This window comes from Pseudonocardia sp. Ae331_Ps2, assembly GCF_001932405.1.
Taxonomy (GTDB): Bacteria; Actinomycetota; Actinomycetes; order Mycobacteriales; family Pseudonocardiaceae; genus Pseudonocardia.
The window spans coordinates 1,871,861-1,893,124 of the sequence record NZ_MCIM01000001.1 but is presented as its reverse complement, the minus strand read 5'-3'; the positions used below and the strand labels follow the sequence as shown (position 1 = coordinate 1,893,124).

Here is a 21,264-nt window from a genome sequence, read left to right as displayed (position 1 = left end):
CGGTGGTCTAGCACGGATCACCCCGCCGGGCGTGCCGTGGCGGCCCGCCGCCGGCCGGCCTTGCGCAGCTCCAGCACCGCGACCGCGGCCACCGGCACGAGCACCGCCGCGATCCACTGCGGACCGGTCAGCGGGGTCAGCCGCAGCGTCTCCCGCAGCGCCGGCACCGTCGTGGCCACCCACACGGCCGCGGCGGTCACCACCGTCCACCAGGGCAGGAACCGGTTCGCGAACAGACCCGACCGCAGCACCGGTGTCCGCTCGGTCCGCATCACCCAGGCCAGCGCCAGGTGCCCGGACAGCCACGCCACGAACGCCACCGTCTGCGAGGCGGTCACCAGGTACAGCCCGCCGACGGCGACGAACAGCGCCACGGCCCCCGCGGCGAGGTCGCCGAGCAGGGCCCGGTCCAGGAAGCGTGCGCCCGGGTCGCGTGGCGGGCGGGTCATGGCGTCGCGCTCGGCGGGTTCCGCGGCGAAGGTCGCGCTGCCCGCGATGTCCATGAACATCTCCAGCACCACGATCTGGATCGGGGTGAACGGCACGGCCATCCCGGTGAGCACCCCGGCGGCGACGGTCGCGACCAGCCCGGCCTTGCAGGCCAGGTAGTAGGCGACGCCCTTGCGCAGGTTCCCGTGCAGCGTGCGGCCCTCGTGCAGGGCACGGGTGAGGGTGGAGACGTCGTCGTCGGCCAGCACGAGCCCGGCCGCCTCGCGGGCCACGTCGGTGCCCGACGAGCCCATGGCCACCCCGACGTCGGCCCGGGCCAGCGCGGGGGCGTCGTTCACGCCGTCCCCGGTCACCGCCACCACCTCCCCGCCGGCCTGCAGCGCCGTGACCAGGCGCAGCTTGTGCGCGGGCGTGACCCGGGCGAACACCGGCGTCGACGCGACGGCGGCGGCCAGCGTCGCGTCGTCGAGACCGTCGAGGTCGCGGCCGGTCAGCACCGGGTCGGGGTCGATGCCGACCTCGGCGGCGACGGCCCGGGCACATGCGGGGTGGTCCCCGGTCAGCATCACCACCCGCACCCCGGCCCGTCGTGCGGCGGCGACGGCCTCGGCGGCACCCGGGCGCGGCGGGTCGGACAGCGCCACGAGCCCGGCGAGGACGAGGTCGCGCTCGGCGGCGCCGACCGTCGCCGGGACCTGCGGCGCGGGCCTGCTCGCCACCGCGATCACGCGCAGGCCGCGGGCGGCGAGCACCGCGACCCGGCCCGCGGTCTCCGGCGACGGCGCCGCGCACCGGGCCAGCACCGACTCCGGCGAGCCGGTGGTCACCACGGTGGCGGTGCCGGAGGCGCCGGCGGGCAGGACGACGGTCATCGTCTCCCGGCCGGGGTCGAACGGGAACCGGGCGACCGGCTCGGCGGGCGTGGGCAGGCCACGGTCGCGGGCGGCGACCAGGAACGCGACGTCGGTCGGGTCGCCGGACCAGCCGCCGTCGGGCTCGGGGGCGGTCTCGGTGCAGGCCGCGCCGAGGGCGACCACGGTGTCGCCGTCCGTGCCCGGAGCCGGTTCGACCCGCGCGACGGCCATCCGGTTGCGGGTGAGCGTGCCGGTCTTGTCGGTGGCCAGCACCGTCACCAGTCCGAGCGCCTCCGCCGCGCGCAGCCGCCGGACCAGCCCGCGTCGCCGGGACAGCCGGTGCGCGCCGAGCCCGAGCACCAGACTGACGATGATCGGCAGCTCCTCCGGGACCGTCGCGAAGGCCAGGGTGAGCCCGGTCAGCACCATCTCCCGCCACGGCCGACCGGTCAGCACCCCGATCAGTGGGACGAGCACGCTGAACGCGATCGCCAGCGTCGCGAGGCTGCCCGCGAGCTCGCGCATGGCCTGCTGCAGCGCGGTCCGGGGCGGTCGCGCGGCGACGACGAGCCCGGTCAGCGTGCCGAGCTCGGTGGCCGTCCCCGTCGCGACGACGACACCGCGGGCCCGCCCGGCGACGACCGTCGTCCCCGCGAACACCAGGTTCGTCCGCTCGGCCAGCGCGGCGTCGCCGGGCAGCACCCTGGCGGCGTCCTTGGGGGCGGCGACGGGCTCCCCGGTGAGGGTCGACTCGTCGACGCGCAGACCCCAGGACTCGACCAGGCGCAGGTCGGCGGGCACCCGCGAGCCCGCGGCCAGCGGCACGAGGTCGCCGGGCACGACGTCGGTGACATCGACCGAGACGGTGCTCCCGTCGCGCACCACCGGCGTCGTCGGGGCGGTGAGCTCGCCCAGCGAGGCGATGACCGACTTCGCCCGGAACTCGGCGAACACCTCGACCCCGACGACCGCCGCGATGATCACGACGACGGCGACGGTGTCGTCGAACCTGCCCCAGACGCCGTAGAGCACCGCGATCGCCGCGAGGAGCAGCATCATCGGCTCGGTGACCTCGTCGGCCATTACCCGCAGGAAGGTGACCCGGCGCGGGACCACCCACCGGTTGGGGCCGTGCCGCCGGTGACGGGCTGTGGCCTCGGCGTCGGTCAGACCCCGCACGGCGTCCGTGCCGAGGTCGTCCACCACCGCCGCGCCGGTCGCGGCGTGCGCCCCGGTGCTCACCGGCTGCCCACGGCCTCAGTCCGTACGCGGTGGCAGGTCGGGGGCCACGCCCTCGGCGCGGTACACGGCGGCGGTGAACGCGTCGAGTGCGTGCCGGCAGCGGTCGAGCAGGGCCTCGGCGTCCTTGCCGCGCTCGTCGGGGAAGAAGTCCCGCGACGAGATCGTCGCCAGCCAGCGGGTGAGCCGCTCCAGGTCCTGCTCGTTCTCCTCCAGCTCGGCGAAGGAGTAGTTGTCCCGGGAGGACTCCTTCGCCAGCTCCGCCAGCAGCGCCTCGCCGCGCTCGGTGAACTCGGCGAACTCCTTGCCGTGCTCGGCGCGGATCCGGGCGACGATGCCCTCGTCGCTGCTCCCGGCGGCGACGTCGAGGGCGAACGCGGTGCCGCCGGCCTCGCGGACGTAGGTCGCGAGCCCCTCCAGGAACGTGCGGTGCTCGTCGGTCGCGGGCAGCACCCACGCGCCGTTCTGGAGGCCCACCGCGCCCGCGGCGCGGGCCCGGCGCCACAGCGTGACCCGTGGGCTCGAGGGCGCGGCGGGCAGCTGCGCGAGCAGCAGGACCCAGCCGGCTGACGGCGCGTCGGTCATGCCGGGTGACGGTACCGGGCCGCCACCGGCGTGCAACAGGTGTTTCGTCGGGTGGGGCGCCGGCGTCGGGTGGGGCAGGCTGGGGGCATGCCCGCCCCCGCCCACCGTCTCGGTCTCGGCCTGGCCGCGATCGCCCGCCCCGCCTACATCACCTCCGGCCGCGCCGCCGAGCTCGGCGACGCCCGCGACGTCGCCGACCTGCGCGACCGTTCCCGTGCCCTGCTCGACGCCGCGTACGCCGCGGGCGTCCGCTACGTCGACGTCGCCCGCTCCTACGGCCGCGCCGAGGAGTTCCTCGCCGGCTGGCTCGCCGACCGGCCCGGGGTGACCGGCGGCGAGGACCCCGTCGAGATCGGCTCGAAGTGGGGCTACCGCTACGTGGGCGGGTGGCGGACCGACGCCGACACCCACGAGATCAAGGACCACTCGCTCGACGCCTTCACCGAGCAGTACGCGATGAGCCACCAGCTGCTCGGCGACCACCTCGGGATCTACCACGTGCACTCCGCGACGCTCGACACCGGCGTCCTCGACGACGAGCGCGTCCACCGCGCGATGGCCCACCTGCGCGACCGGGGGATCCGGGTCGGGATCTCCACCTCCGGCCCCGCCCAGGCCGACGCGGTGCGCCGGGCGCTGGAGGTCCGGGTGGACGGCGAGCCGCTGTTCACCTCGTTCCAGAGCACCTGGAACCCGCTCGAACCCTCGGTGGGTCCGGCGCTGGCCGAGGCCGCCGACGCCGGGGCCCGGGTGATCCTGAAGGAGGTCTTCGCCAACGGCAGGCTCGCCCCGGGCGGTGAGGACGGCACCGAGGGCGCCCGTGCGGCCGCGGCGCTGGCCGCGCGGACCGGGATCGGGCTGGACCGGATCGCCGTCGCCGCGGCGCTGGCGAACCCGTGGGCGTGGCGGGTGCTGCTCGGCCCGGTCGGGACCGACCAGCTCGCGTCGAACCTCGCGGGCGCGGAGCTCACGCTGCCGGCGGACGTGGCCGAGGAGCTCGCCGCGCTGGCCGAACCGGCCGAGAGCTACTGGCGCACCCGCTCCGCGCGCCCCTGGAGCTGACCCGGCGTTTCCCGGTGGTCATACGCTCGTTTACCTTCCAGCCACCTTGCGGTCGGAGTCGACGTCGCCTGCTGATGCCGCCCGGCCGCCGGTGAAGAGGAGGGGACATGACCGCCCAGGACCATCTCGCCCGGGGCCGCGGCGCCCAGGGCGGCGGCGCGCACAGCGCCGACGACGACCCGGCCACGGTCGTCATCCCGCGCGTCACCGAGGACGCCGGGGCCGGTCCGCGGCCCGCGGGGGCCTCCGGGGCCGCGAGCCCGGCCCCCGCGGAGCCGTCACCGCAGGCTCAGGCCGCCGCGCCCGGCGCACCGCACCTGGCGCTGGTGCGTCGCGGGCCGGTCGTCGGCACCGCCGCCGCGATCGTCGCCGTGCTGGCGCTGGCCCACTACGGCGCCGCCGTCTACGGCATCGGGCGGCCCGGCTTCGAGATCCCGGCCCCGATCCGGCTGGGCACCGAGCTGAACATCTCGACCTGGTTCAGCTCGGCGCTGCACCTGACCAACGCGGCGCTGCTCGCGCTGATCGCGGCGAACTCGGTGCGCCGCGAGCGGTGGCGCTGGATCCTGCTCAGCCTGTCCTGCGCGGTCGTCGCGATGGACGAGACCGCCGCGAACCACGAGCAGGTCGGCTGGATCATCCACACCACGTTCGGCACCAGCGGCTTCCTGACCTACGCCTGGATCATCCCGGCCGTGGCGCTCGTCGCGGTGGTCGCGGTGCTGTGCCTGCCGATGGTGCTGCGCCGGCCGGGGGCCTGGCTCGTCGTCGCCGGGGCGGCGGTGTTCCTGCTCGGCGCGGTCGGGCTGGAGTCGGCCGGTGGGGCGCTGTTCGAGCAGACCGGCGACGTGCAGTCCTTCACCTACAACGTCCTGGCCGGCACCGAGGAGACCCTCGAGATGGTCGGTCTGGTCATCGCCATGGCCGGGCTGCTCCGCATGGCGGGCGGCAGCGGCCTGCGGATCGCCGGCGCCGGGTTCGTCGACCGGTCCCGCTGACCCGCCCGCACACGACGACGGGGCCCCGGTGATCCGGGGCCCCGTCGTCGTCGGTGTGCGGTCGCTCAGCCCACCCGCGAGTGCGCCTTCTCCTCGGCCAGGCGCAGCACCAGGTCGGCGCGACCGGACTCGATGTCCAGTGCGGACCGCAGCCGCGGCAGCGCGTGGTCGGTGATCCGGGTGCGCAGCGCGGCGAGGTCGGCACCGTCGTCCGCGGTCACGTCCAGGTGGATCTCCGGACGACGGCGGTCGCCCACGAGTGCGGCGGCGGCGCGCTGGACGCCGTCGTAGCTCTCGATGTCGGCGGCCAGGGCGTCCGCGGCGTGGTCGGAGTGGATCCGGGTCGTCCCGGCGTCCCGGCCCGCGACCTGCGCCGACGGTAGCGTCCATGCCGAGGTGCGGGGCGTGCGACGAGCCTGGGCGAGCAGCCAGCGCAGGGCCAGCAGCCCGACCACGACCGCGACGGCGAGGGTCACCCACGGCGCCCACGCGGGCAGCGTGAGACCGGCGGGCAGCAGCGGGACCGAGGGGTCGATCCCGGGAAGCACCTGGCGCAGGACGCCGGTGCCGAACAGCAGCCCGAACACCCCCGCGGCGAGCAGGACGAGCCCGATCAGGAACAGCAGGGTCCGGTTGAGCCGGGACGGTGGGGTCGCGCTGGCCATCACGCCTCCTGCTGCTTCGTGCCGGTCACGGACACCGTGATCTTCGGGCTGCGGGCCGGTCCGACGGCGTCGAGCCGCTGCGCGACCGCGCTGCGGACCCGGTCGCGCAGGTCCCTGGGGTCGCCGAACGCGGCGTGCGCGGTGACGGCGGCGCGGCGGCCGGTGTTCTTCACCGATGCCTTGGTGATGCCGTCGACGTCGGTGGCGGCGTCGGCCAGCGCCCGGTTCAGGCTGCGCCGGGTGATGCCGGAGTCGAGCTTCTCGGCCCCGTCCGCGGAGGCCAGCGGGAACACGGTCGGCGTGCCCGGCCGCAGCGCGACCACGACGAGCACCAACCCGACCAGCGCGACGACGCCGGACGCGACGAGCACGGGCACGTCGGCGCCGGTGTACCCGGCGACGGTGGAGCCCAGCAGGCCGAAGTCGAGGATCGGCTGCTGCCCGAGGAGCAGCTGCACGACCGCGACGGCGACGACGACGCAGAGCGCGAGCAGGACCAGCGCCACGATGCCCGCGGCGAGGGACTTGCGGGGGCGGCGGATCATTCGAGCTCCCTCCCGGCCGGGCGGGCGGCGCCCGGGATGGTGAGCGCGGTGACGACGACGTCGACCCGCGTGACGGACAGCCCGGTCAGCGCCTCGACCTGCCGCACGACGTGCGCGCGGGCGCGGTCGCAGACCGCGGCGACCGGGGACGGGTAGGCGACGGAGATCCGCGCGTCGATCCGGGCCCACTGCCCGGAGACGGTCGCCTCGACGCGCGGGTGGCCGTCGGCGTCGTCGCGGCCGAGCATCCGCCCGACCGTGCCGGTGCTCCCGCCGACGCCCTCGGTCTCCTCCAGGGCGCCGAGCGCGATCTTCTGCACGACCTGGTCGGCGACGTCGACCCGGCCCCGGTCCTCCGGGGCCGTCCCGGCGGAGGCGTCCGCGGAGCCCGTGCCGGTGTCGATCGAGCGGGTCGGGGTGTCGTCCGGCGGGGGCGGGGGGAGACGGGTGGCCCGGATCGTCTCCGGGTCCCCGGTCGCCGTCCCCGTCGGCTCGACGGTGCTCACCGGGTTCACCGGACCTTGTCGCGGCCGCGTCCGGACAGCCCCGACCGCTCGGAGAGCTCGGACAGGTCGAGGTCGCCGTCGAGCCAGCGGCCGACGCCGAGCCCGATCGCGCCGAGGATCAGGGCGAGGACGAACCCGCCGAAGCCGCCGACGATGCCGGCGATGGCCAGGAGGAGACCGGCGATCAGGCCGATCTGGGTGTTGGTGGACAGGGACATCACAGTCACGTCCTTCGAGACGAGGAGGTACCGGACGTCCGGGGATGTGGACGGGCGTCCGGGCGGGTCAGGGGGTGGCCGCGGGAGGGACCGGGAGCTCGCCGGTGGCGGGTGCCGAGTCCGACTGCCGGACGGGCGTCGGCTCGGTGGGACCGGCGTAGTCGCCGACCACCACGTCCACCCGCGCGCCCCCGACGACCGGGAGCAGCGCGGTGCGGACCTGGTGGTCGATCTCGGCCACGGAGGCCGGGTAGCGACCGACCACGTGCACCTCGACGGCCGGGGCCGTGGGGTCCACGCGGATGCCGCTCACCCGGCGTCCGGGCAGGTAGGTGGCGACCTCACCGAACCGGCCGCCGTGCAGCTGCGCGACGCCGGGGCAGCCCAGCACCGCGTCGGCGATCCGGTCGGTGTCGATCGCACCCGTGGCGACGATCCCGTCGCCACCCGCGGCGGTACGGGCGCTCACGCCACCCGCGAGGTGGACTCGATCTTCTTCGGCTCCTCGTCCTTGCCGTCGTCCTCGGACGGCAGGTGGACGTCGTCGACCGAGATGTTGACCTCGACGACCTCGAGCCCGGTCATCCGCTCCAGGGCGGAGATGACGTTGCGGCGCACGGCCTTCGCCAGGTCGGCGATGGAGACGCCGTACTCGACGACGACGTTGATGTCGACGGCGGCCTGCTTCTCGCCGACCTCGACCGACACGCCCTGCGAGGCGTTGGTGGTGCCGCCCGGGATGCGCTCGCGCAACGCGCCGAACGCGCGGGCCGCGCCGCCGCCGAGGGCGTAGATGCCACTGACCTCGCGGGCGGCCAGCCCGGCGATCTTCGAGACGACGGTCTCGGCGATGCGGGTGCTGCCGTGCTCGGACTGCAGGGCCGACGGGGTGCCGGTGACAGCCGGGGCCTTGGTCGCCTTGGTCTCGGTGGTGCTCATGTGTGCCTCCAGGTCATGGCCCGGTATCGGGCCTCACAGTGGCCGGATCGGGGGCCGGTTCGCACCGGTGGTGCCCTGTCGATCCGCTCGACACACATGGGAGTCCCGGGGGTGGCGCATCCTCACGGACCAATTTGGGTGGTCGTCGTCACACCTGCGCTCCGCCGATGGGTCGCTGACCTGGGCAGAGAGCGTCCGACCTGCGAAGGGAGGCTGTGGCGGGGCCCGGATCCTGCGGGTTTGCGATCACGTGTTCGGGTGTTCATCGGACGTGGTGGTCAGGCGGGCGGCAGGCCGATCGTCCAGCCGGTGACGTCGCGCAGTGCCACCTGCCAGCAGGCGGGTTCGCCGTAGTTCGGCCCGCCCGCCGCGGTCGGGACCACGAGCGCGTCGGTGAAGTAGATCCAGTGGATGTCCTTCGTCGGGACGTCCGGGCCGGGGCGCTCGTCGCCGCGACCGCCGGCCATCTCGTCGAACATGTCGGCCATCGACGCCGCGGACTCGTTGCCCGGATCGTCGGCGGTGAGCCGGCGCAGCTGGTCCCCCAGTCCGCGCAGCCAGGCCGAGGGGTGCACGGCGTTGCCGAACACCAGCCCGGCCGGGGTGGCGACGGTGAGCGGGACGCTGTTGCGCTCGTCGCGGTAGGCGATCGACAGCACCGCCTGCAGGTAGCTCGGTGCGCTCAGCTCGGGGATGGTGACCACGCGCTGTGCGTCGGCCATCCCGGCGGGTCCGTCGGCGTCGACCGTCATGGCTCCGGACGGTAACCAGGAACCGCCCGGTCACGACAGGTCCACGTCGACCTGACGAGAACGCCCGGACGGTCCAGCGACCGCACCGCCACCCGGCCCAGTCGACCCCTCAGGATCGACGTGCGCGGACTGCGACGCCCGGCTCCGGGCGGCGCGGGGACGGCACCGCGACCTCGGGGTGGACGACGACGGCGAAGCGGGCCCCGGCGCCGTCGGGACCGACACCGTCGACGGTCTCGTGCGCCCGGACCGTCAGTCCGCGGGCGGTCGCGGCGGCGACGAGCGTCTCGTGCACCCGGTCGGCCGTCCCGGCCTGACCGAACGCCCCGCGGTAGTGGTAGGCCAGCAGCATCCCGCCCGGCCGCAGGCGGTCCAGCAGGGCGGTCAGGCCGACCCGCAGCGTGACCGTTTCCCAGTAGTAGAGGACGTCGGAGCAGACGATCAGGGCGAAGTCGCCCTCGGGCATCTCGTGCGGGAGCGTGCGACGGACGAAGGTCCCCGACGGCACCCGGGCGGCGGCCCGCTCGACCGCGGCCGAGCAGATGTCCACCCCGAGCAGAGCCGCGGTGTGCCCGGCGAGACGGACCGACAGGTCGCCCTCGCCGCAGCCGACCTCCAGCACCCGGTCGAAACGGCGGCCGGCGAGCGCGTCCATGACGGTGCCGTACTTCTGCTGCTCGTAGGCCGACAGCCCGATCGAGTACGGGTCAGGGCTGCGGTAGGGCCGGTCGTGCGTGCGGCGCCCCCAGCCCGGCTGCCAGAGCCAGGTCTGGCCGGTCCAGCGGGGGTCGTGGGCGTCGCGGCCGAGCCGGGCCAGGCCGCGCACCGGGACCGCGGCGGCCCGCGCGCCGCCGCTGAGGGAGAGCCGGGCGACCCGCCGGGCGTGGTCGATCGGCGTGCGACGGACGGGTCGGCTCTCGGCCATCGGGCGCTCCGGGGGACGTGCGGGTGATACGTCCGGTGTGTCGCGGCACGACCGTCTCCGCGTTACGCCGGACGTCCCAGCAGCCCCCGATGCGGTGACTCCCCGCGAGCTAGCCCTTACGGGCCGCTGTCTCCTCGGATGCCTTCACGACCTGCACCTGGTCGCCGATCTGCAGGTAGTCGAAGTACGCCTTGGCGTCGGCCGGCGGGACGTGGATGCAGCCCGCGGAGGAGCGGTTCGGGTCGCCGCTGTGGAAGGCGATGCCGCCGTCGTTGAAGAAGACCGACCACGGCATCGGAGCGGGGTCGCCGTTGGGCAGGCGCGACTCCTCGCTCTTGTGCTCGGCGTCCTTGCGGTAGACGCGCAGCGAGTGGCCGACCGGGGTCTCCTGGCCGTTGCCGCCGGAGGAGATGCCGATCGGGCCGCGGATGACCTTGCCGTCCTGGATGAGCCAGGACCGCTGCGAGTCCAGGTCGACGCACGCCTTGGCGGTGATCGAGCAGGGGGTGCCGGGGACGAGCGGCTGCGCGCGGGCCTGCTCGGCCGCGGGGGAGGCGGCCAGGGCGGTCCCGGCGACGGCGACACCCGCGATGGTGGCCAGTCCGAGGCCCAGTGCGACGAGGCGGCGGGGCCGCTGCCGGACGGTGTCCATGGGGTGCTCCTGTTCGTCCGCGTCGCCCGGGGCGGCGACGCCACGTGATCGTTCCGTCACTGTGGGAGACGCGTGGGGAACGCCCAGGTTGCGTGACGAAAGGTTCGGCCGTGCCGGGTCAGTCTGCACCCCGTTCCCGACCGGCCCGGACGCGGTGCGCTCCCGTCCCGATCACCCGGAAGGACCGTCTCGGTTCCGATGTCCGGTCCGCCCGGGTTCCTCCGTCCGGTGCGGTCGGGCCACCTGCCCGCTCCGCTCCCGACACGACGATGCCGGCGACCCGTGGGGCCGCCGGCATCGTCGGGAGGGTCGGGTCAGTGCGGGGTGACCTCGCCCATCTCGACCCAGGCGTCCTTGCCGTCCTCGCTCTGGAAGTTGATGAGCGGCTTCTCCGGCACGACCGAGCCCATGAAGTCGAAGAACTTCTGCGCGTGGTCGGTCTTCACGTGGGCGTCGCCGGCCGCGCTGTTCTTGAAGACCTCCACGATCACGAACTCGTTCGGCTTCTCGAAGTTCTCGTAGTAGTCGAAGGAGATGTTGCCCGGCTCGGAGTTCACGTCCTTCGTGTACTGCGCGATGCCGGTCAGCCACTCCTCGCGCTTGTCCGGGCGGATCTGTGCCTTGAGCACGATGAGGATCATGTGAGCCTCCGGTCACGGTCGTCGGGAACGTCGCGGGGATCGTTCCACGGATCGGTGGCGTGCGGGCGTCTCAATCAGGGACGCCCACCGGGTTGACAGCGCTCAGGAGAACGTCGCGGTGTCGATCACGAAGCGGTAGCGCACGTCGCCCCGCACGACCCGCTCCCAGGCCTCGTCGACCTGGTCGCAGGAGATCGTCTCGATGTCGGCGCCCAGGCCGTGCTCGGCACAGAAGTCGAGCATCTCCTGGGTCTCGCGGATGCCACCGATCTTCGAACCGGCCAGGCTCCTGCGGCTCGCGACGAGGGAGAAGCCGTGGTACGAGAGCGGGCCCTCCGGCACGCCGACGTTGACCATCGTCCCGTCGAGCTTGAGCAGTCCGAGGTAGGCGTCGACCGGGATCTGCGCGGCGACGGTGTTGACGATCAGGTCGAAACGGCCCGCCAGCTCGCTGAACGTGCTCTCGTCCTCGGTGGCGAAGTAGTGGTCCGCGCCGAGCCGCTTCCCGTCCTCCTGCTTGGACAGCGTGCGGGACAGGACGGTCACCTCGGCGCCCATCGCGGCGGCGATCTTCACGCCCATGTGGCCGAGGCCGCCCATGCCGACGATCGCGACCTGCTTGCCGGGGCCGGCGTTCCAGTGGTGCAGCGGCGAGTACAGGGTGATGCCGGCGCACAGCAGCGGAGCGGCGACGTCGAGCTCCACGCCGTCCGGGATGTGCAGCACGTAGTTCTCGTCGACCACGATCTGCGTCGAGTAGCCGCCGTAGGTCGGCTCGCCGTCGTACTGCCGGCCGTTGTAGGTCTGCACCTCGCCCTTGAGGCAGTACTGCTCCTCACCGGCGAGGCAGTTCTCGCACTCGCGACAGGAGTCCACGAAGCAGCCGACGCCGACGCGGTCGCCCACCGCGTAGCGCGAGACCTGGTCGCCGACGGCGGAGACGACTCCGGCGATCTCGTGGCCGGGGACCATCGGGTAGATGCCCTCGCCCCACTCGTCGCGGGCCTGGTGGATGTCGGAGTGGCAGATCCCGGCGTACGCGATGTCGATGACGACGTCGTGCGGCCGCGGGTCGCGGCGCTCGATGGTGCCGCGCTCGAACGGCTTGTTCGGACCTGCGGTCTTCATGGCGGACACGGTCGTGGGCACGGTTCCTCCTCGTGGCGTCGCTACCGACGCCGTGGTTCGGGTGTGGCCGGGCGCCGATGCCACGGCGGGATGCGCGGCCGGTCGTACGGCCGCATCGCCATGTGTCTACCCATTGATCGTTGTGTGCGATGCATCGACGGGCTGTGCGTCACGTCTCCCACCCGCGGAGGAGTGCCGGGCGCAGAGGATCGGTCGGACGAGGGATCCGCGACCGTGCCGTGGCGCCCTACCGTCGGCCCATGACCGGGACGAGGGGGGACGCCGCGGTGCGGCGGGAGGACGCTGTGGACGGCGCCGCGGTGGCCGGGGCGGCGGAGGCGGCGGCGCCGCGACCGTGGTGGAACCGGGTGGCGTGGGCGCTGCACGCGCTGCTGCGGTTCGTCCTGATCCTGCTCATGCAGCCCTACGTCTGGTCCAAGCTCACCTTGACCCAGATGGGCCGGGCCGACTACTCCGAGGCGCTCGTCATGACCGGCGAGAAGAGCCCGATGGGGCTGCTGTGGGGGTTCATGGCCTACTCCCCGGTGATCCAGTTCCTGGCCGGGTTCGCCGAGCTCGTCGTCGTGCTGCTGCTGGTGTTCCGGCGCCCGGCCTGGATCGGCGGCCTGCTCGGGACCGTCGCCCGCGGCACGGTCTTCCTGCTGAACATGACCTACGACGTGCCGGTCAAGCAGCTCGCACTCGCCCTGACGGTCGGGTTCGCGCTCGTCGCGGCCCCCGAGCTGCCACGGGTGGTCCGGTTCCTGGCCGGGCGTCCGACGGCGGCGACCGAGGGGTCCCCGCGGCTGCTGCCGTGGCCGCGGGTCCGCCGGGTGACCCGATGGCTGGTCCCGGTGCTCGGACTGGTGCTGATCGCCGCGCAGGGCGCGCTGTTCCAGCAGTTCCAGCCCCCGTTCCAGCGCTCCGACATCGCGCTCGCCGGGGTCTACCGGGTCGTGGAGGACCCGACGGCCCCCGCCGCCCGGCTCGCCGACGACCGGCGCTGGCAGCACGTGGCCGTGGGGCAGTGGACCTACGTCGGCCCGTCGCTCCCGGTACCCGGCTACCCGCAGACCGGCTCCGCCGGGATCTCGGTGCGGCTCGCCGACAGCACCGTCGTCCGCGGGACCTGGCGGCCCGTCGGGGACCGGACGATCCGGGTCGAGTGGAACGCGCCGCAGTCCGGCGCGACCTCACTGGTCGAGCCCGCCGTCCGGACCGCCGAGCTGATCTGGACGCCCCGGCCCGACGGCCGGGTCGAGCTGACCGGGGACGGCCAGCGGCTCGTGCTGGAGAGCGACCCCGAGCTGCGCTTCCTCTACGACCGCGGCTTCTCCTGGGATGCGGGGAACGAGGCGGCCGTCCACCGCTGAGGCCCTACGCTGGCCCGATGCTTCCACGGCTCGGGCTCGCCGAGTGGGTCGTGCTGGCCGTGGCCGGCGAGCGCCCGGTGCACGGTTTCGCCGTCGCCGCGCTCACCGCCGCCGACGGCGAGCTGGGCCGGGTCTGGCAGATCCCGCGCCCGGTCGTCTACCGGGCGATCGGCAGGCTGGTCGACGCCGGCCTGATCACCGCCGAGGCCGTCGAGACCAAGGGTGGCCCGCCCCGCACCCTCTACGCCGCCACCCCCGCCGGCCGCGGCCACGTCGACGCGTGGCTGGGCATCCCGGTGCCGCACGTGCGGGACCTGCGCTCGGAGTTCCTGCTCAAGCTGGCGGTGCTGCACCGGCACGGCCGGGACGCGACCGCGCTGGTCGAGGCCCAGCGCCGCGAGCTGGCCCCGATCGTCGCGGCGCTGCGGGCGGAACAGGACCGCGCCGCAGCGGCGGGGGACGGCGGCGACGAGTTCGACCGGATGCTGGCCGCCTGGCGGCGCACCTCGGCGGAGGCGGCGCTGGCCTTCCTCGACGAACTCTGACTTGCAGTCCCGAAACGGATAGTGGATAGTTCCGGTATCCGACTGGGAGGGTGGTCGTGGTGGACGTACGCATCGGTGACGCCGAGCGGGAGCGCGCACTGGAACGGCTCGGCAGGCACGTGGGGGACGGGCGGCTCGACCTCGCCGAGTTCTCCACCCGCAGCGAGCAGGTGGCCGCGGCGCGCACGGCGTCCGAGCTGGCCGCCGTCGAGGCGGACCTGCCCCGGCTGCCGCGTCCCGTCGACCCGGAGCGCGAGCGGCGGGTGCGCCGGGTCGTCCTGGCCGCGACCTGGGGGCCGTGGGCGCTGACCGCGGTGATCGTCCTGACGATCTGGGCCGCCGTCGCACTGGGCGGGGGCGGAGGGTACTTCTGGCCGATCTGGGTGATCGGGCCGTGGGGTGCCCTGCTCGCACTCGGCACGCTCACCGGCCGCTCGGTCGCCGGTCCGTGCGGGCGGGCGAGAACCGCCGCGGAACGGGTACACCGGGTGCATGCCCCGTCGTGACCTGACCTGGATCCCCCGCCTGCTGGGCGCCGCCACCGCCGCTTACGGTGCGGCCGTCGCCGCGAAGCCGGAGGTGCTGCTGTCGCCGACGAAGCTGTCCGGCGGCGGCCGGACCCCGTCCGCGGGCACCACGCTGCTCGCGCGGGCGGTCGGCGGGCGCGACCTCGCGTCCGGCCTGGCCATGGCCCTGGCCCCGGCCGGGACCCCGCTCAAGGCCGCGATCGCGGTGCGGGTCGGCGCCGACGTCGTCGACCTCGTGGTGCTGGGCTCGCAGCTCCCCGACCGCGACGCCAGGGAGAAGGCGACCATGGTCGCCGCCGGCTGGGGCGCGCTGTGCGCGCTCTCCCTGCTCGCCGCCGACCCGCCGCGCCGGGGGTTGCTCGGGCGCGCATGACAGCCCACGGACCGTCCATCATGATCGGGCGATGGCCACGAGCACCGGGGGCGACCCCCATCTGGAACGCGCCTACTCGCTGAGCGGCCCGGCCGACGCCCGGGCGCTCTACGACGAGTGGGCCCCCACCTACGACGCCGATCTCTCCGGCGAGGCCCAGGGCTACGTCGCGCCCGCGGTCACCGCGGACGCCGTCGTCGCGGCCGCGGGCCCCGGCGGCGAGATCCTCGACGCCGGCTGCGGCACCGGGCTCGTCGGCGTCGCCCTGCGCGAGCGCGGTGCGACCACCGTCGACGGGATCGACCTGTCGCCCGGGATGCTGGACCGGGCCCGCGCCACCGGGGCGTACCGGGACCTGCGCGAGGCCGACCTGACCGCCGCGCTGGCACTGCCCGACGACTCCTACGACGTCGTCGTCTGTGTCGGGACGCTCACCCACGCCCACGTCGGACCCTCGGCGCTCGCCGAGTTCACCCGGGTCGTGCGGCCGGGCGGGTACCTGGTCGCGACCGTCCTCGACGACGTCTGGGAGTCCGGTGGCTACCGTGCCGAGGTCGACCGGCTCGCCGCCGCCGACGTCTTCGAGGCCGTCTCGATCGAGGTCGCGCCCTACCGGTCAGGGCAGCAGGTCGACTGCCGCCTCCTGGTGCTGCGGGTGCGGTAGGCGAGGATGGCCCCATGAGCGACGACCGCGGCCTGGTGACCGGACGCCGGATCCTGACCGTGCTGCTGGTGCTCTCGGCGGCCGTGCACGTCCGGCTCGCGTTCGGCGCCACCGGGCCGGTCCTGGCCGGGCTCGACGGGCTCGTCGCCGCGGCCGCCGTCGTGTCGCTGCTCCTGCTGCTGCGCCGGACCGACGGTCCGGCGCTGCTCGCCTGTGCCGTCGCCGGCGGGCTCGGTGTCGCGCTGTTCCTCGTGCCCGGGCTCCTCGCCGTCGCGCAGGGGGCGAACTGGACCGCCTGGCTCGACGCGTGGTCGTTCGGCGGTCTGCTGCTCGACGCGATGGTCGTGCGGATCGCGGTGTTCACCCTGCGCCGGGCCGAGGGCGTACAGCGCCGTTGAGACCGGTGGAACATCTCCGGATCGAAAGTATCGATGCCTTTCCGGTCGGTTCCGTGATCGGCAGAAAGTGCCTCTGAGCTGCGATGACGTGCTGCGCCGTTATCGTCGTGTGATACGTCACCGGTCATCCGCTTGACCTGATCTCGGCCGGTCGGCGACCTTCGTGGTCGCTCCGGTCCGTTGGACCGGGCTGCACCGAAGCGCCGGAACCGCCCACGCCACCACGGCCCCGTCCCGCGGTCCCCGGCCAGTCGATCTGCACGGACCGGGACGGGGCCGCGGGCCGCGAGTCCCCTCGCGTCGACACCGGCACTGCGCTCCCCGCGCGACCGGCCCGCCCGGAAAGCCGTGGGTCCGGACCTCAGGTGATCAACAATGAGCAGCACTCGCATGTCCATCCGTGGGCGTTTCGTCGGAACTCTCGTCGCCGGTGTCCTGGCGTTCGGCGCTCCGCTCGCCCTGGCCGGGCCCGCGACGGCCGCCCCCGAGACCTCGGCCCAGGTCGCTCCCGCGGCGGTCGTGGCGCCGACGCAGTCCGTCTCCACCTCGACGTGGGACAAGCTCGCCGAGTGCGAGTCCAGCGGGAACTGGAACACCAACACCGGCAACGGCTTCTCCGGCGGCCTGCAGTTCACGCAGTCCACCTGGAAGGCCTTCGGTGGGTCGGGCAAGGCGCACAACGCCAGCAAGTCCGAGCAGATCCGCGTCGCCGAGAACGTCCTGGAGGCCCAGGGCTGGAAGGCGTGGCCGGCCTGCTCCAAGAAGCTGGGCCTGCGGTAGTACGCAGCACGACCGGCGGCCGGTGACCCGACTGGGTCACCGGCCGCCGTCGTGCGTGCTCAGGCCGCCCGCAGCCGGGTGACGACGTCGAGCACCAGGGCGGGGTCGGCGTCGTAGGGGGTGTTGAGCGACACCCGGTCGACGAGGTCCCGGTAGCGGTCCGCGATCCCGGAGACGACCGTGGCCGGGTCCCCGGAGACGGCGAACAGGCCCAGCAGGTCGTCGTCGACGAGGCCGGCCATCTCGTCCCAGGCCTGCCGGCGCGACAGCCCGTTGAGCTCGTCGGCGAGCGCCCCGCGGCCGTGGTGCTCCAGCACCGGGCGGTACGGCGGGGTGGAGGCGTAGAAGGCGATCTGACGGCGCACCCCGGCCTCGGCCACGGCCCGGGCGTCGGCATCGGCGCCCAGGACGGTGAAGACCGGCAGGCAGACGTCGAAGCCGGTGAGGTCGTCCCGGCCCCGCCCGCGGCGCAGCGCGGGCAGCGTCACCTCCGCCAGGTACGACGGCGAGGTCAGCGAGTGCGCCAGCAGACCGTCGGTCACTCGGCCCGCGACCTCGGTCATCCGCTCGCCCACCGCGGCCAGCATCACCGGCGGCATCCCGTGCGGGTTCGGCCCCGGCGAGAAGAACTCGGTCATCAGGGTGTGGGAGTAGAACTCGCCGCGGTGGTGCAGCCGGTCGCCGGTGGCCCAGGCGTGGAAGATCGCCCGCAGCGCGGAGACGAAGTCCTCCATCCGGGCGGCGGGCCGGCTCCACGGCATCCCGAACCGGCGCTCGATGTGCGGGCGGACCTGCGAGCCCAGCCCGAGATCGACCCGGCCGCCGGAGAGCAGCTGCACGTCGTTGGCCTGGTAGGCCAGCGTCATCGGAGTGCGGGCGAAGGCCACCGCGATCGCGGACTGCAGCCGGATCCGGCTGGTGGCCCGGGCGGCCAGCGCCAGCGACACGAACGCGTCGTGCGCGGTCTCGGGGACCGACAGGGCGTCGTAGCCCGCGGCCTCCGCGGCGACCGCGGCCGCCTCGGTCTCGAGCGGGGAGGCGGAGAAACCGCCGGTGGTGTCGACGCGCACCTCAGGCGTCCCGCTTCCCGGGGACGACGCGGTCGAGCCAGGACAGCAGGTCCGCGACGACCTCGTCGCGGTTGGTCTCGTTGAACACCTCGTGCCGGGCGCCCGGCCACACCTTCAGCGTGACGTCGTGCAGCCCGGCCTCGGCGTAGCGCTCGACCAACGGCCGCACCAGGGCCAGCCCGGCGTTGACCGGGTCCTCGTCCCCGACGACGACGTAGACCGGCAACCCGCCCGGGATCCGCTTCAGGGTGGCGACGTCGCCGAGCGGCCGGCCCGCGGCGAACATCGCCTGCGTGCCGGGCAGGTCGATGCCGAAGCCGCAGCGGGCGTCGGCCACGTAGGCGTCGACCTGCGCGGGGTCGCGGCTGAGCCACTCGAAGCCGGTGCGCTGCTCGAACGGCGCGTTGAACGACGAGAGGTCCAGCGGCGCCGACAGGTCCAGCCCCTGCTCCATGAGGTCGAGCAGCGCGGTGCCGGACAGCACCACCGCGTCCGGCGGGGTCCCGTCCGCGACCAGGAACTGCTGCACGGCGAACGAGCCCATGCTGTGGCCGAGCAGCACCAGCGGGGCGCCGGGGTGCTCGGTGCGGGCGTGCGCGGACAGCAGCCCGATGTCGGTGACGAGCTGGGCCCAGCCGTCGTCGCCGAGGAGGCCGAAGTTCTCGGGCCCGCCCGCGGTGGCGCCGTGGCCGCGGTGGTCCTGGGCGTAGACGGCGAAGCCGCGCGCGGTCAGCGCCTCGGCCAGGGGGAGGTAGCGCAGGGCGTGCTCACCCATGCCGTGGGTGATCTGGACGATCCCGCGCACCGGGTCGCCCGCCTCGCCGGGGAGCCAGCGGTAGGCGGTGACGGCGGTGCCGTCGCGGCCGGAGAAGGTGAACGTGTCGGACATGCGTGGGCACCGCCAGTGGTGAGGGGTCGATCTCGGTCGGATCGTGCGTCACGGGGCCGAGGGGGTCAATGCCCGCCGCCGGGTTCGACCTCGGCGAGGTCGGCGACCATCGTCGCGAGGACGCGCAGGGTGGCGTCGACGTCGGCGGCCGGGAGGCGCTCCGCGACCGCCCGCAGTCGGGCGTGCTCGCGCCCGACGACGTCGTCGATCACCGCACGGCCGGCCGCGGTCGTGGCGACGAGCTTGGATCTGCGGTGCCGCGGGTTGTCGATCCGCTCGACCAGCCCCGCGGCGAGGGCCTCGTCCACCATGCGCTGCACGAACTGGCGGCTCAGCGACTGCGACCGACCGATCTCGGGCACGGTCATCGGGCCGTGCCGCCGGAGCTGGTCGAGGACCGCCCGCACCCCGGCGGACACCCGGTTCTCCGGCGCCATCCCCTCCACCTCGTGCAGCACCCGCCGGTAGAGCGGGCCCACCAGGACGTACACCTCGGCGAGCTTCTCGGCGGTCCGGTCGATGTCGGTCACCCGGCAAGTATGACACCTTAGTTGTCAATCCGGCCGAATCATGACACCTTAGGTGTCATGACCCTCGCTCTCGCCCGGAGTACCGTCCCGGGGTTCCTGCCCGTACCGGGCGGTCGCATCGCCTACCGCGACACCGGTCCGCATCCCGACGGGCGGCCGCCGCTGGTCCTGCTGCACGGCGGAGCGCTCGACGGCCGCATGTGGGCCCGGCAGGGCGAAGCGCTGTCGGCCCGGCACCGGGTCGTCGTCCCGGACGCGCGCGGGCACGGCGCCTCGTCGGACCCGGGACCCGACGGGTACCGCCCGCACGACGACGTCGTCGCGCTGGTGGAGCACCTCGGTACCGGTCCGGTGGTGCTGGTCGGGCTCTCGATGGGCGCGCGGACCGCCTTCGACACCGCGCTGGAGCGGCCCGACCTCGTCGACCGGGTCGTGCTCAGCGGCGCCGGTGCCGGTGCGCCCACCTGGACCGGCCCCTGGATGCTCGACAGGCTGGCCCGCTGGGAGCAGGCCCGCCTCGACCTCGACGCCGAGCGCTGGATCTCGGTCTTCCTGGAGTTCGTGCCCGGACCGCACCGGACGGCGGCCGAGGTCGACCCGGAGGTGCTCGCCGAGGTCCGGCTGATGGCCGTCGACATGCTCGCCCACCACCTGCCCACGGACCCGGCCGCGCCGCCGCCGATCGGCTTCCTCGACGACGCCCTGGACCGGGCCCCGGCCCTGGCCGTGCCGCTGCTCGGCGTCGTCGGCGAGCTGGACTCCGACGACCACCTGCGGATCGTCACCGACACCGTCGAACGGGTCCCCGACGGGCGGCTCGTGACGGTGCCGGGCACCGCCCACTACCCGAACATGGAGCGTCCTGCGGAGTTCGCCCGGGCGCTGGGCGAGTTCCTCGGCCGGTAGGCGTCTGGTCCCGCGGAACCGGTCCGCGAGCCGGTCGCGCTGCTGCCGGACCTGGCCGGGTGGTCAGCCGCCGAGCGCGCCACGCAGCCAGGCGACCGAGCGCGCCGTGAAGTCGTCGGCGATCGCGATGCCCTTGCCCCAGCCGTCGAAGCCGTGCGGGGCGCCGGGGACGACGTCGAGCTCGACCGGCACCCCGGCCTCGCGCAGCCGTCGCGCGTAGGTGACGTCCTCGTCGTGGAACAGGTCGACGTCGCCGACGCCGATCCAACCGGGCGGCAGCCCCGACAGGTCGGGGCGACGGGCGGGCACCGCGTACGGGGCGGGCTCGCCGGTCCCGGGTGGGCGCCCCAGGTAGGCGTGCCAGCCGACCTCGTTGTTGCGGTTGTTCCACACCCGGTGCGGGGGCCGGTCGAGCTCGCGGCGGGCGGCGGTGCGATCGTCGAGCATCGGGTAGACCAGCCACTGCGCGACCGGCTGCGGGCCGCCCTCGTCGTGCAGGCGCTGGACCAGCGCGGCGGCCAGGCAGCCCCCGGCGCTCGCCCCGCCGACGGCGATCCGCGCCGGGTCGATCCCCAGCCGGCCGGCGGCGTCGCGCAACCAGGTCCAGCCGGCGTGGCAGTCGTCGAGCGCGGCCGGGAACGGGTCACCGGGGGCGAGCCGGTAGTCCACCGAGACGACGACGATCCCCAGCTCCGCGGCGAGCTCGCCGCACCGCTCGTCGTCGATCATGGGGGAGCCCAGCACGAGGCCGCCGCCGTGGAACCACAGCAGCGCCGCGGGCGTCGTGCGGTGGTCGGGGACGTGCACGCGCAGCAGCGGCGGGCCCGGATGCGTGGTCGACCGGACCCCGTCGACGGCGGCGGGCCTGCCGCGCCGGGACAGTCGCTGCAGCAGGCGCAGGAACCGGGGGCGGTGCAGCGGGAGCGGCGGGACCCAGCGCAGGGGGCGGCGCAGCTCGGTGGCGATCCGGTCGGTGCTCACGACCCGATCCTGCCGGTGCGGGCCGGCCTCGCACACCTCGTGGTGACTCGCACGGTCCGCGGGGCTACG

The 21,264-nt window shown here is 74.5% G+C and carries 27 protein-coding genes; 10 read left to right on the top strand and 17 right to left on the bottom strand.

The genetic code is table 11. The features are described from left to right. Positions 1–17: 17 nt before the first annotated feature. Together Ae331Ps2_RS08995 and Ae331Ps2_RS08990 are read right to left on the bottom strand one after the other, a co-directional pair. On the bottom strand, positions 18–2,546 hold the full coding sequence (locus tag Ae331Ps2_RS08995) for a cation-transporting P-type ATPase (protein WP_083695375.1): 2,529 nt from the start codon (positions 2,544–2,546) through the stop codon (positions 18–20). Positions 2,547–2,561: 15 nt separating this feature from the next. Continuing rightward, the gene (locus tag Ae331Ps2_RS08990; RefSeq protein ID WP_075309535.1) at positions 2,562–3,128 is read right to left on the bottom strand and encodes a Chromate resistance protein ChrB; all 567 of its coding nucleotides are present in this window, start codon (positions 3,126–3,128) and stop codon (positions 2,562–2,564) included. Positions 3,129–3,215: 87 nt separating this feature from the next. Between Ae331Ps2_RS08990 and Ae331Ps2_RS08985 the strand changes: the two genes are divergently transcribed. Further along, complete coding sequence (locus Ae331Ps2_RS08985) at positions 3,216–4,190, top strand: aldo/keto reductase (RefSeq protein ID WP_075309537.1); 975 nt, start codon at positions 3,216–3,218, stop codon at positions 4,188–4,190. A 107-nt stretch (positions 4,191–4,297) separates the two neighbouring features. After that, complete coding sequence (locus tag Ae331Ps2_RS08980; protein ID WP_020627436.1) at positions 4,298–5,188, top strand: hypothetical protein; 891 nt, start codon at positions 4,298–4,300, stop codon at positions 5,186–5,188. A gap of 65 nt (positions 5,189–5,253) precedes the next feature. Here Ae331Ps2_RS08980 and Ae331Ps2_RS08975 read toward each other — a convergent pair whose 3' ends face one another. From Ae331Ps2_RS08975 to Ae331Ps2_RS08925, 11 genes are all read right to left on the bottom strand, one after another. Continuing rightward, positions 5,254–5,853 (bottom strand): hypothetical protein, encoded by a 600-nt coding sequence (locus tag Ae331Ps2_RS08975; RefSeq protein WP_075309539.1) that lies wholly within the window; start codon positions 5,851–5,853, stop codon positions 5,254–5,256. Next, complete coding sequence (locus Ae331Ps2_RS08970; protein WP_075309541.1) at positions 5,853–6,398, bottom strand: DUF6286 domain-containing protein; 546 nt, start codon at positions 6,396–6,398, stop codon at positions 5,853–5,855. Before Ae331Ps2_RS08970 ends, Ae331Ps2_RS08975 begins: the two co-directional genes overlap by 1 nt. Then, complete coding sequence (locus Ae331Ps2_RS08965; RefSeq protein WP_233147679.1) at positions 6,395–6,904, bottom strand: Asp23/Gls24 family envelope stress response protein; 510 nt, start codon at positions 6,902–6,904, stop codon at positions 6,395–6,397. The genes Ae331Ps2_RS08970 and Ae331Ps2_RS08965 overlap by 4 nt, the downstream gene beginning before the upstream one ends. 5 nt (positions 6,905–6,909) lie before the next feature. Further along, the gene (locus tag Ae331Ps2_RS08960; RefSeq protein WP_020627432.1) at positions 6,910–7,122 is read right to left on the bottom strand and encodes a hypothetical protein; all 213 of its coding nucleotides are present in this window, start codon (positions 7,120–7,122) and stop codon (positions 6,910–6,912) included. A gap of 67 nt (positions 7,123–7,189) precedes the next feature. After that, complete coding sequence (locus Ae331Ps2_RS08955; RefSeq protein WP_075309543.1) at positions 7,190–7,591, bottom strand: hypothetical protein; 402 nt, start codon at positions 7,589–7,591, stop codon at positions 7,190–7,192. Beyond that, positions 7,588–8,061 carry an Asp23/Gls24 family envelope stress response protein gene (locus Ae331Ps2_RS08950; protein ID WP_020627430.1) on the bottom strand — a complete coding sequence of 158 codons (474 nt, stop codon included), beginning with the start codon at positions 8,059–8,061 and terminating at the stop codon, positions 7,588–7,590. The genes Ae331Ps2_RS08955 and Ae331Ps2_RS08950 overlap by 4 nt, the downstream gene beginning before the upstream one ends. A 278-nt stretch (positions 8,062–8,339) precedes the next feature. Then, positions 8,340–8,813, bottom strand: a complete 474-nt coding sequence (locus Ae331Ps2_RS08945) for a hypothetical protein (RefSeq protein WP_075309545.1) — start codon at positions 8,811–8,813, stop codon at positions 8,340–8,342. A gap of 109 nt (positions 8,814–8,922) precedes the next feature. Continuing rightward, complete coding sequence (locus Ae331Ps2_RS08940) at positions 8,923–9,738, bottom strand: trans-aconitate 2-methyltransferase (protein WP_075309547.1); 816 nt, start codon at positions 9,736–9,738, stop codon at positions 8,923–8,925. 109 nt (positions 9,739–9,847) lie between these two features. After that, entirely contained in the window at positions 9,848–10,390 is a 543-nt protein-coding gene (locus Ae331Ps2_RS08935) for a L,D-transpeptidase (RefSeq protein WP_020627427.1), read from the bottom strand. Positions 10,391–10,704: 314 nt separating this feature from the next. After that, positions 10,705–11,031 carry a putative quinol monooxygenase gene (locus Ae331Ps2_RS08930; RefSeq protein ID WP_075309549.1) on the bottom strand — a complete coding sequence of 109 codons (327 nt, stop codon included), beginning with the start codon at positions 11,029–11,031 and terminating at the stop codon, positions 10,705–10,707. Positions 11,032–11,133: 102 nt separating this feature from the next. Then, on the bottom strand, positions 11,134–12,159 hold the full coding sequence (locus tag Ae331Ps2_RS08925; protein ID WP_075312663.1) for an NAD(P)-dependent alcohol dehydrogenase: 1,026 nt from the start codon (positions 12,157–12,159) through the stop codon (positions 11,134–11,136). A gap of 260 nt (positions 12,160–12,419) precedes the next feature. Here Ae331Ps2_RS08925 and Ae331Ps2_RS08920 point away from each other — a divergent pair, with 260 nt between their 5' ends. From Ae331Ps2_RS08920 to Ae331Ps2_RS08890, 7 genes are all read left to right on the top strand, one after another. Then, positions 12,420–13,532 carry a hypothetical protein gene (locus Ae331Ps2_RS08920; RefSeq protein ID WP_139318896.1) on the top strand — a complete coding sequence of 371 codons (1,113 nt, stop codon included), beginning with the start codon at positions 12,420–12,422 and terminating at the stop codon, positions 13,530–13,532. Between the two features lie 17 nt (positions 13,533–13,549). Next, entirely contained in the window at positions 13,550–14,077 is a 528-nt protein-coding gene (locus tag Ae331Ps2_RS08915; protein ID WP_075309553.1) for a PadR family transcriptional regulator, read from the top strand. Between the two features lie 59 nt (positions 14,078–14,136). Beyond that, a complete protein-coding gene (locus tag Ae331Ps2_RS08910) occupies positions 14,137–14,583 on the top strand; it encodes a DUF1707 domain-containing protein (RefSeq protein WP_083696225.1) in 447 nt (148 codons plus the stop codon). Continuing rightward, entirely contained in the window at positions 14,570–14,977 is a 408-nt protein-coding gene (locus Ae331Ps2_RS08905; RefSeq protein ID WP_020627421.1) for a hypothetical protein, read from the top strand. The genes Ae331Ps2_RS08910 and Ae331Ps2_RS08905 overlap by 14 nt, the downstream gene beginning before the upstream one ends. 31 nt (positions 14,978–15,008) lie before the next feature. Then, positions 15,009–15,641 carry a class I SAM-dependent methyltransferase gene (locus Ae331Ps2_RS08900; protein ID WP_020627420.1) on the top strand — a complete coding sequence of 211 codons (633 nt, stop codon included), beginning with the start codon at positions 15,009–15,011 and terminating at the stop codon, positions 15,639–15,641. Between the two features lie 14 nt (positions 15,642–15,655). Next, on the top strand, positions 15,656–16,039 hold the full coding sequence (locus tag Ae331Ps2_RS08895) for a hypothetical protein (protein ID WP_020627419.1): 384 nt from the start codon (positions 15,656–15,658) through the stop codon (positions 16,037–16,039). Between the two features lie 375 nt (positions 16,040–16,414). Continuing rightward, the gene (locus Ae331Ps2_RS08890) at positions 16,415–16,819 is read left to right on the top strand and encodes a transglycosylase family protein (RefSeq protein WP_283160294.1); all 405 of its coding nucleotides are present in this window, start codon (positions 16,415–16,417) and stop codon (positions 16,817–16,819) included. 59 nt (positions 16,820–16,878) lie between these two features. On the opposite strand, the gene Ae331Ps2_RS08885 is transcribed toward Ae331Ps2_RS08890, so the two are convergent. The 3 genes from Ae331Ps2_RS08885 to Ae331Ps2_RS08875 all read right to left on the bottom strand — a co-directional run bounded on the left by Ae331Ps2_RS08885 (position 16,879) and on the right by Ae331Ps2_RS08875 (position 19,308). Then, the gene (locus Ae331Ps2_RS08885) at positions 16,879–17,889 is read right to left on the bottom strand and encodes a TIGR03617 family F420-dependent LLM class oxidoreductase (RefSeq protein ID WP_075309557.1); all 1,011 of its coding nucleotides are present in this window, start codon (positions 17,887–17,889) and stop codon (positions 16,879–16,881) included. Position 17,890: 1 nt separating this feature from the next. Then, on the bottom strand, positions 17,891–18,778 hold the full coding sequence (locus Ae331Ps2_RS08880) for an alpha/beta fold hydrolase (RefSeq protein ID WP_075309559.1): 888 nt from the start codon (positions 18,776–18,778) through the stop codon (positions 17,891–17,893). A 65-nt stretch (positions 18,779–18,843) separates the two neighbouring features. Continuing rightward, the gene (locus Ae331Ps2_RS08875; protein ID WP_075309561.1) at positions 18,844–19,308 is read right to left on the bottom strand and encodes a MarR family winged helix-turn-helix transcriptional regulator; all 465 of its coding nucleotides are present in this window, start codon (positions 19,306–19,308) and stop codon (positions 18,844–18,846) included. A 57-nt stretch (positions 19,309–19,365) separates the two neighbouring features. Here Ae331Ps2_RS08875 and Ae331Ps2_RS08870 point away from each other — a divergent pair, with 57 nt between their 5' ends. Beyond that, a complete protein-coding gene (locus tag Ae331Ps2_RS08870; protein ID WP_075309563.1) occupies positions 19,366–20,214 on the top strand; it encodes an alpha/beta fold hydrolase in 849 nt (282 codons plus the stop codon). Between the two features lie 63 nt (positions 20,215–20,277). Here the strand turns inward: Ae331Ps2_RS08870 and Ae331Ps2_RS08865 are convergent, their stop codons facing one another. Continuing rightward, positions 20,278–21,195, bottom strand: a complete 918-nt coding sequence (locus tag Ae331Ps2_RS08865; protein WP_075312665.1) for an alpha/beta hydrolase — start codon at positions 21,193–21,195, stop codon at positions 20,278–20,280. Between the last annotated feature and the right edge of the window lie 69 nt (positions 21,196–21,264).

Bases quoted from the DNA above. Each gene is read 5' to 3' on its own strand.
- Ae331Ps2_RS08880 (WP_075309559.1), bottom strand. From the start codon at position 18,778: ATGTCCGACACGTTCACCTTCTCCGGCCGCGACGGCACCGCCGTCACC.
- Ae331Ps2_RS08930 (WP_075309549.1), bottom strand. From the start codon at position 11,031: ATGATCCTCATCGTGCTCAAGGCACAGATCCGCCCGGACAAGCGCGAG.
- Ae331Ps2_RS08935 (WP_020627427.1), bottom strand. From the start codon at position 10,390: ATGGACACCGTCCGGCAGCGGCCCCGCCGCCTCGTCGCACTGGGCCTC.
- Ae331Ps2_RS08970 (WP_075309541.1), bottom strand. From the start codon at position 6,398: ATGATCCGCCGCCCCCGCAAGTCCCTCGCCGCGGGCATCGTGGCGCTG.
- Ae331Ps2_RS08925 (WP_075312663.1), bottom strand. From the start codon at position 12,159: ATGAAGACCGCAGGTCCGAACAAGCCGTTCGAGCGCGGCACCATCGAG.
- Ae331Ps2_RS08950 (WP_020627430.1), bottom strand. From the start codon at position 8,061: ATGAGCACCACCGAGACCAAGGCGACCAAGGCCCCGGCTGTCACCGGC.
- Ae331Ps2_RS08985 (WP_075309537.1), top strand. From the start codon at position 3,216: ATGCCCGCCCCCGCCCACCGTCTCGGTCTCGGCCTGGCCGCGATCGCC.
- Ae331Ps2_RS08980 (WP_020627436.1), top strand. From the start codon at position 4,298: ATGACCGCCCAGGACCATCTCGCCCGGGGCCGCGGCGCCCAGGGCGGC.
- Ae331Ps2_RS08945 (WP_075309545.1), bottom strand. From the start codon at position 8,813: ATGACGGTCGACGCCGACGGACCCGCCGGGATGGCCGACGCACAGCGC.
- Ae331Ps2_RS08905 (WP_020627421.1), top strand. From the start codon at position 14,570: ATGCCCCGTCGTGACCTGACCTGGATCCCCCGCCTGCTGGGCGCCGCC.
- Ae331Ps2_RS08870 (WP_075309563.1), top strand. From the start codon at position 19,366: ATGACCCTCGCTCTCGCCCGGAGTACCGTCCCGGGGTTCCTGCCCGTA.
- Ae331Ps2_RS08920 (WP_139318896.1), top strand. From the start codon at position 12,420: ATGACCGGGACGAGGGGGGACGCCGCGGTGCGGCGGGAGGACGCTGTG.
- Ae331Ps2_RS08940 (WP_075309547.1), bottom strand. From the start codon at position 9,738: ATGGCCGAGAGCCGACCCGTCCGTCGCACGCCGATCGACCACGCCCGG.
- Ae331Ps2_RS08960 (WP_020627432.1), bottom strand. From the start codon at position 7,122: ATGTCCCTGTCCACCAACACCCAGATCGGCCTGATCGCCGGTCTCCTC.
- Ae331Ps2_RS08890 (WP_283160294.1), top strand. From the start codon at position 16,415: ATGAGCAGCACTCGCATGTCCATCCGTGGGCGTTTCGTCGGAACTCTC.
- Ae331Ps2_RS08895 (WP_020627419.1), top strand. From the start codon at position 15,656: ATGAGCGACGACCGCGGCCTGGTGACCGGACGCCGGATCCTGACCGTG.
- Ae331Ps2_RS08915 (WP_075309553.1), top strand. From the start codon at position 13,550: ATGCTTCCACGGCTCGGGCTCGCCGAGTGGGTCGTGCTGGCCGTGGCC.
- Ae331Ps2_RS08900 (WP_020627420.1), top strand. From the start codon at position 15,009: ATGGCCACGAGCACCGGGGGCGACCCCCATCTGGAACGCGCCTACTCG.
- Ae331Ps2_RS08975 (WP_075309539.1), bottom strand. From the start codon at position 5,853: ATGGCCAGCGCGACCCCACCGTCCCGGCTCAACCGGACCCTGCTGTTC.
- Ae331Ps2_RS08990 (WP_075309535.1), bottom strand. From the start codon at position 3,128: ATGACCGACGCGCCGTCAGCCGGCTGGGTCCTGCTGCTCGCGCAGCTG.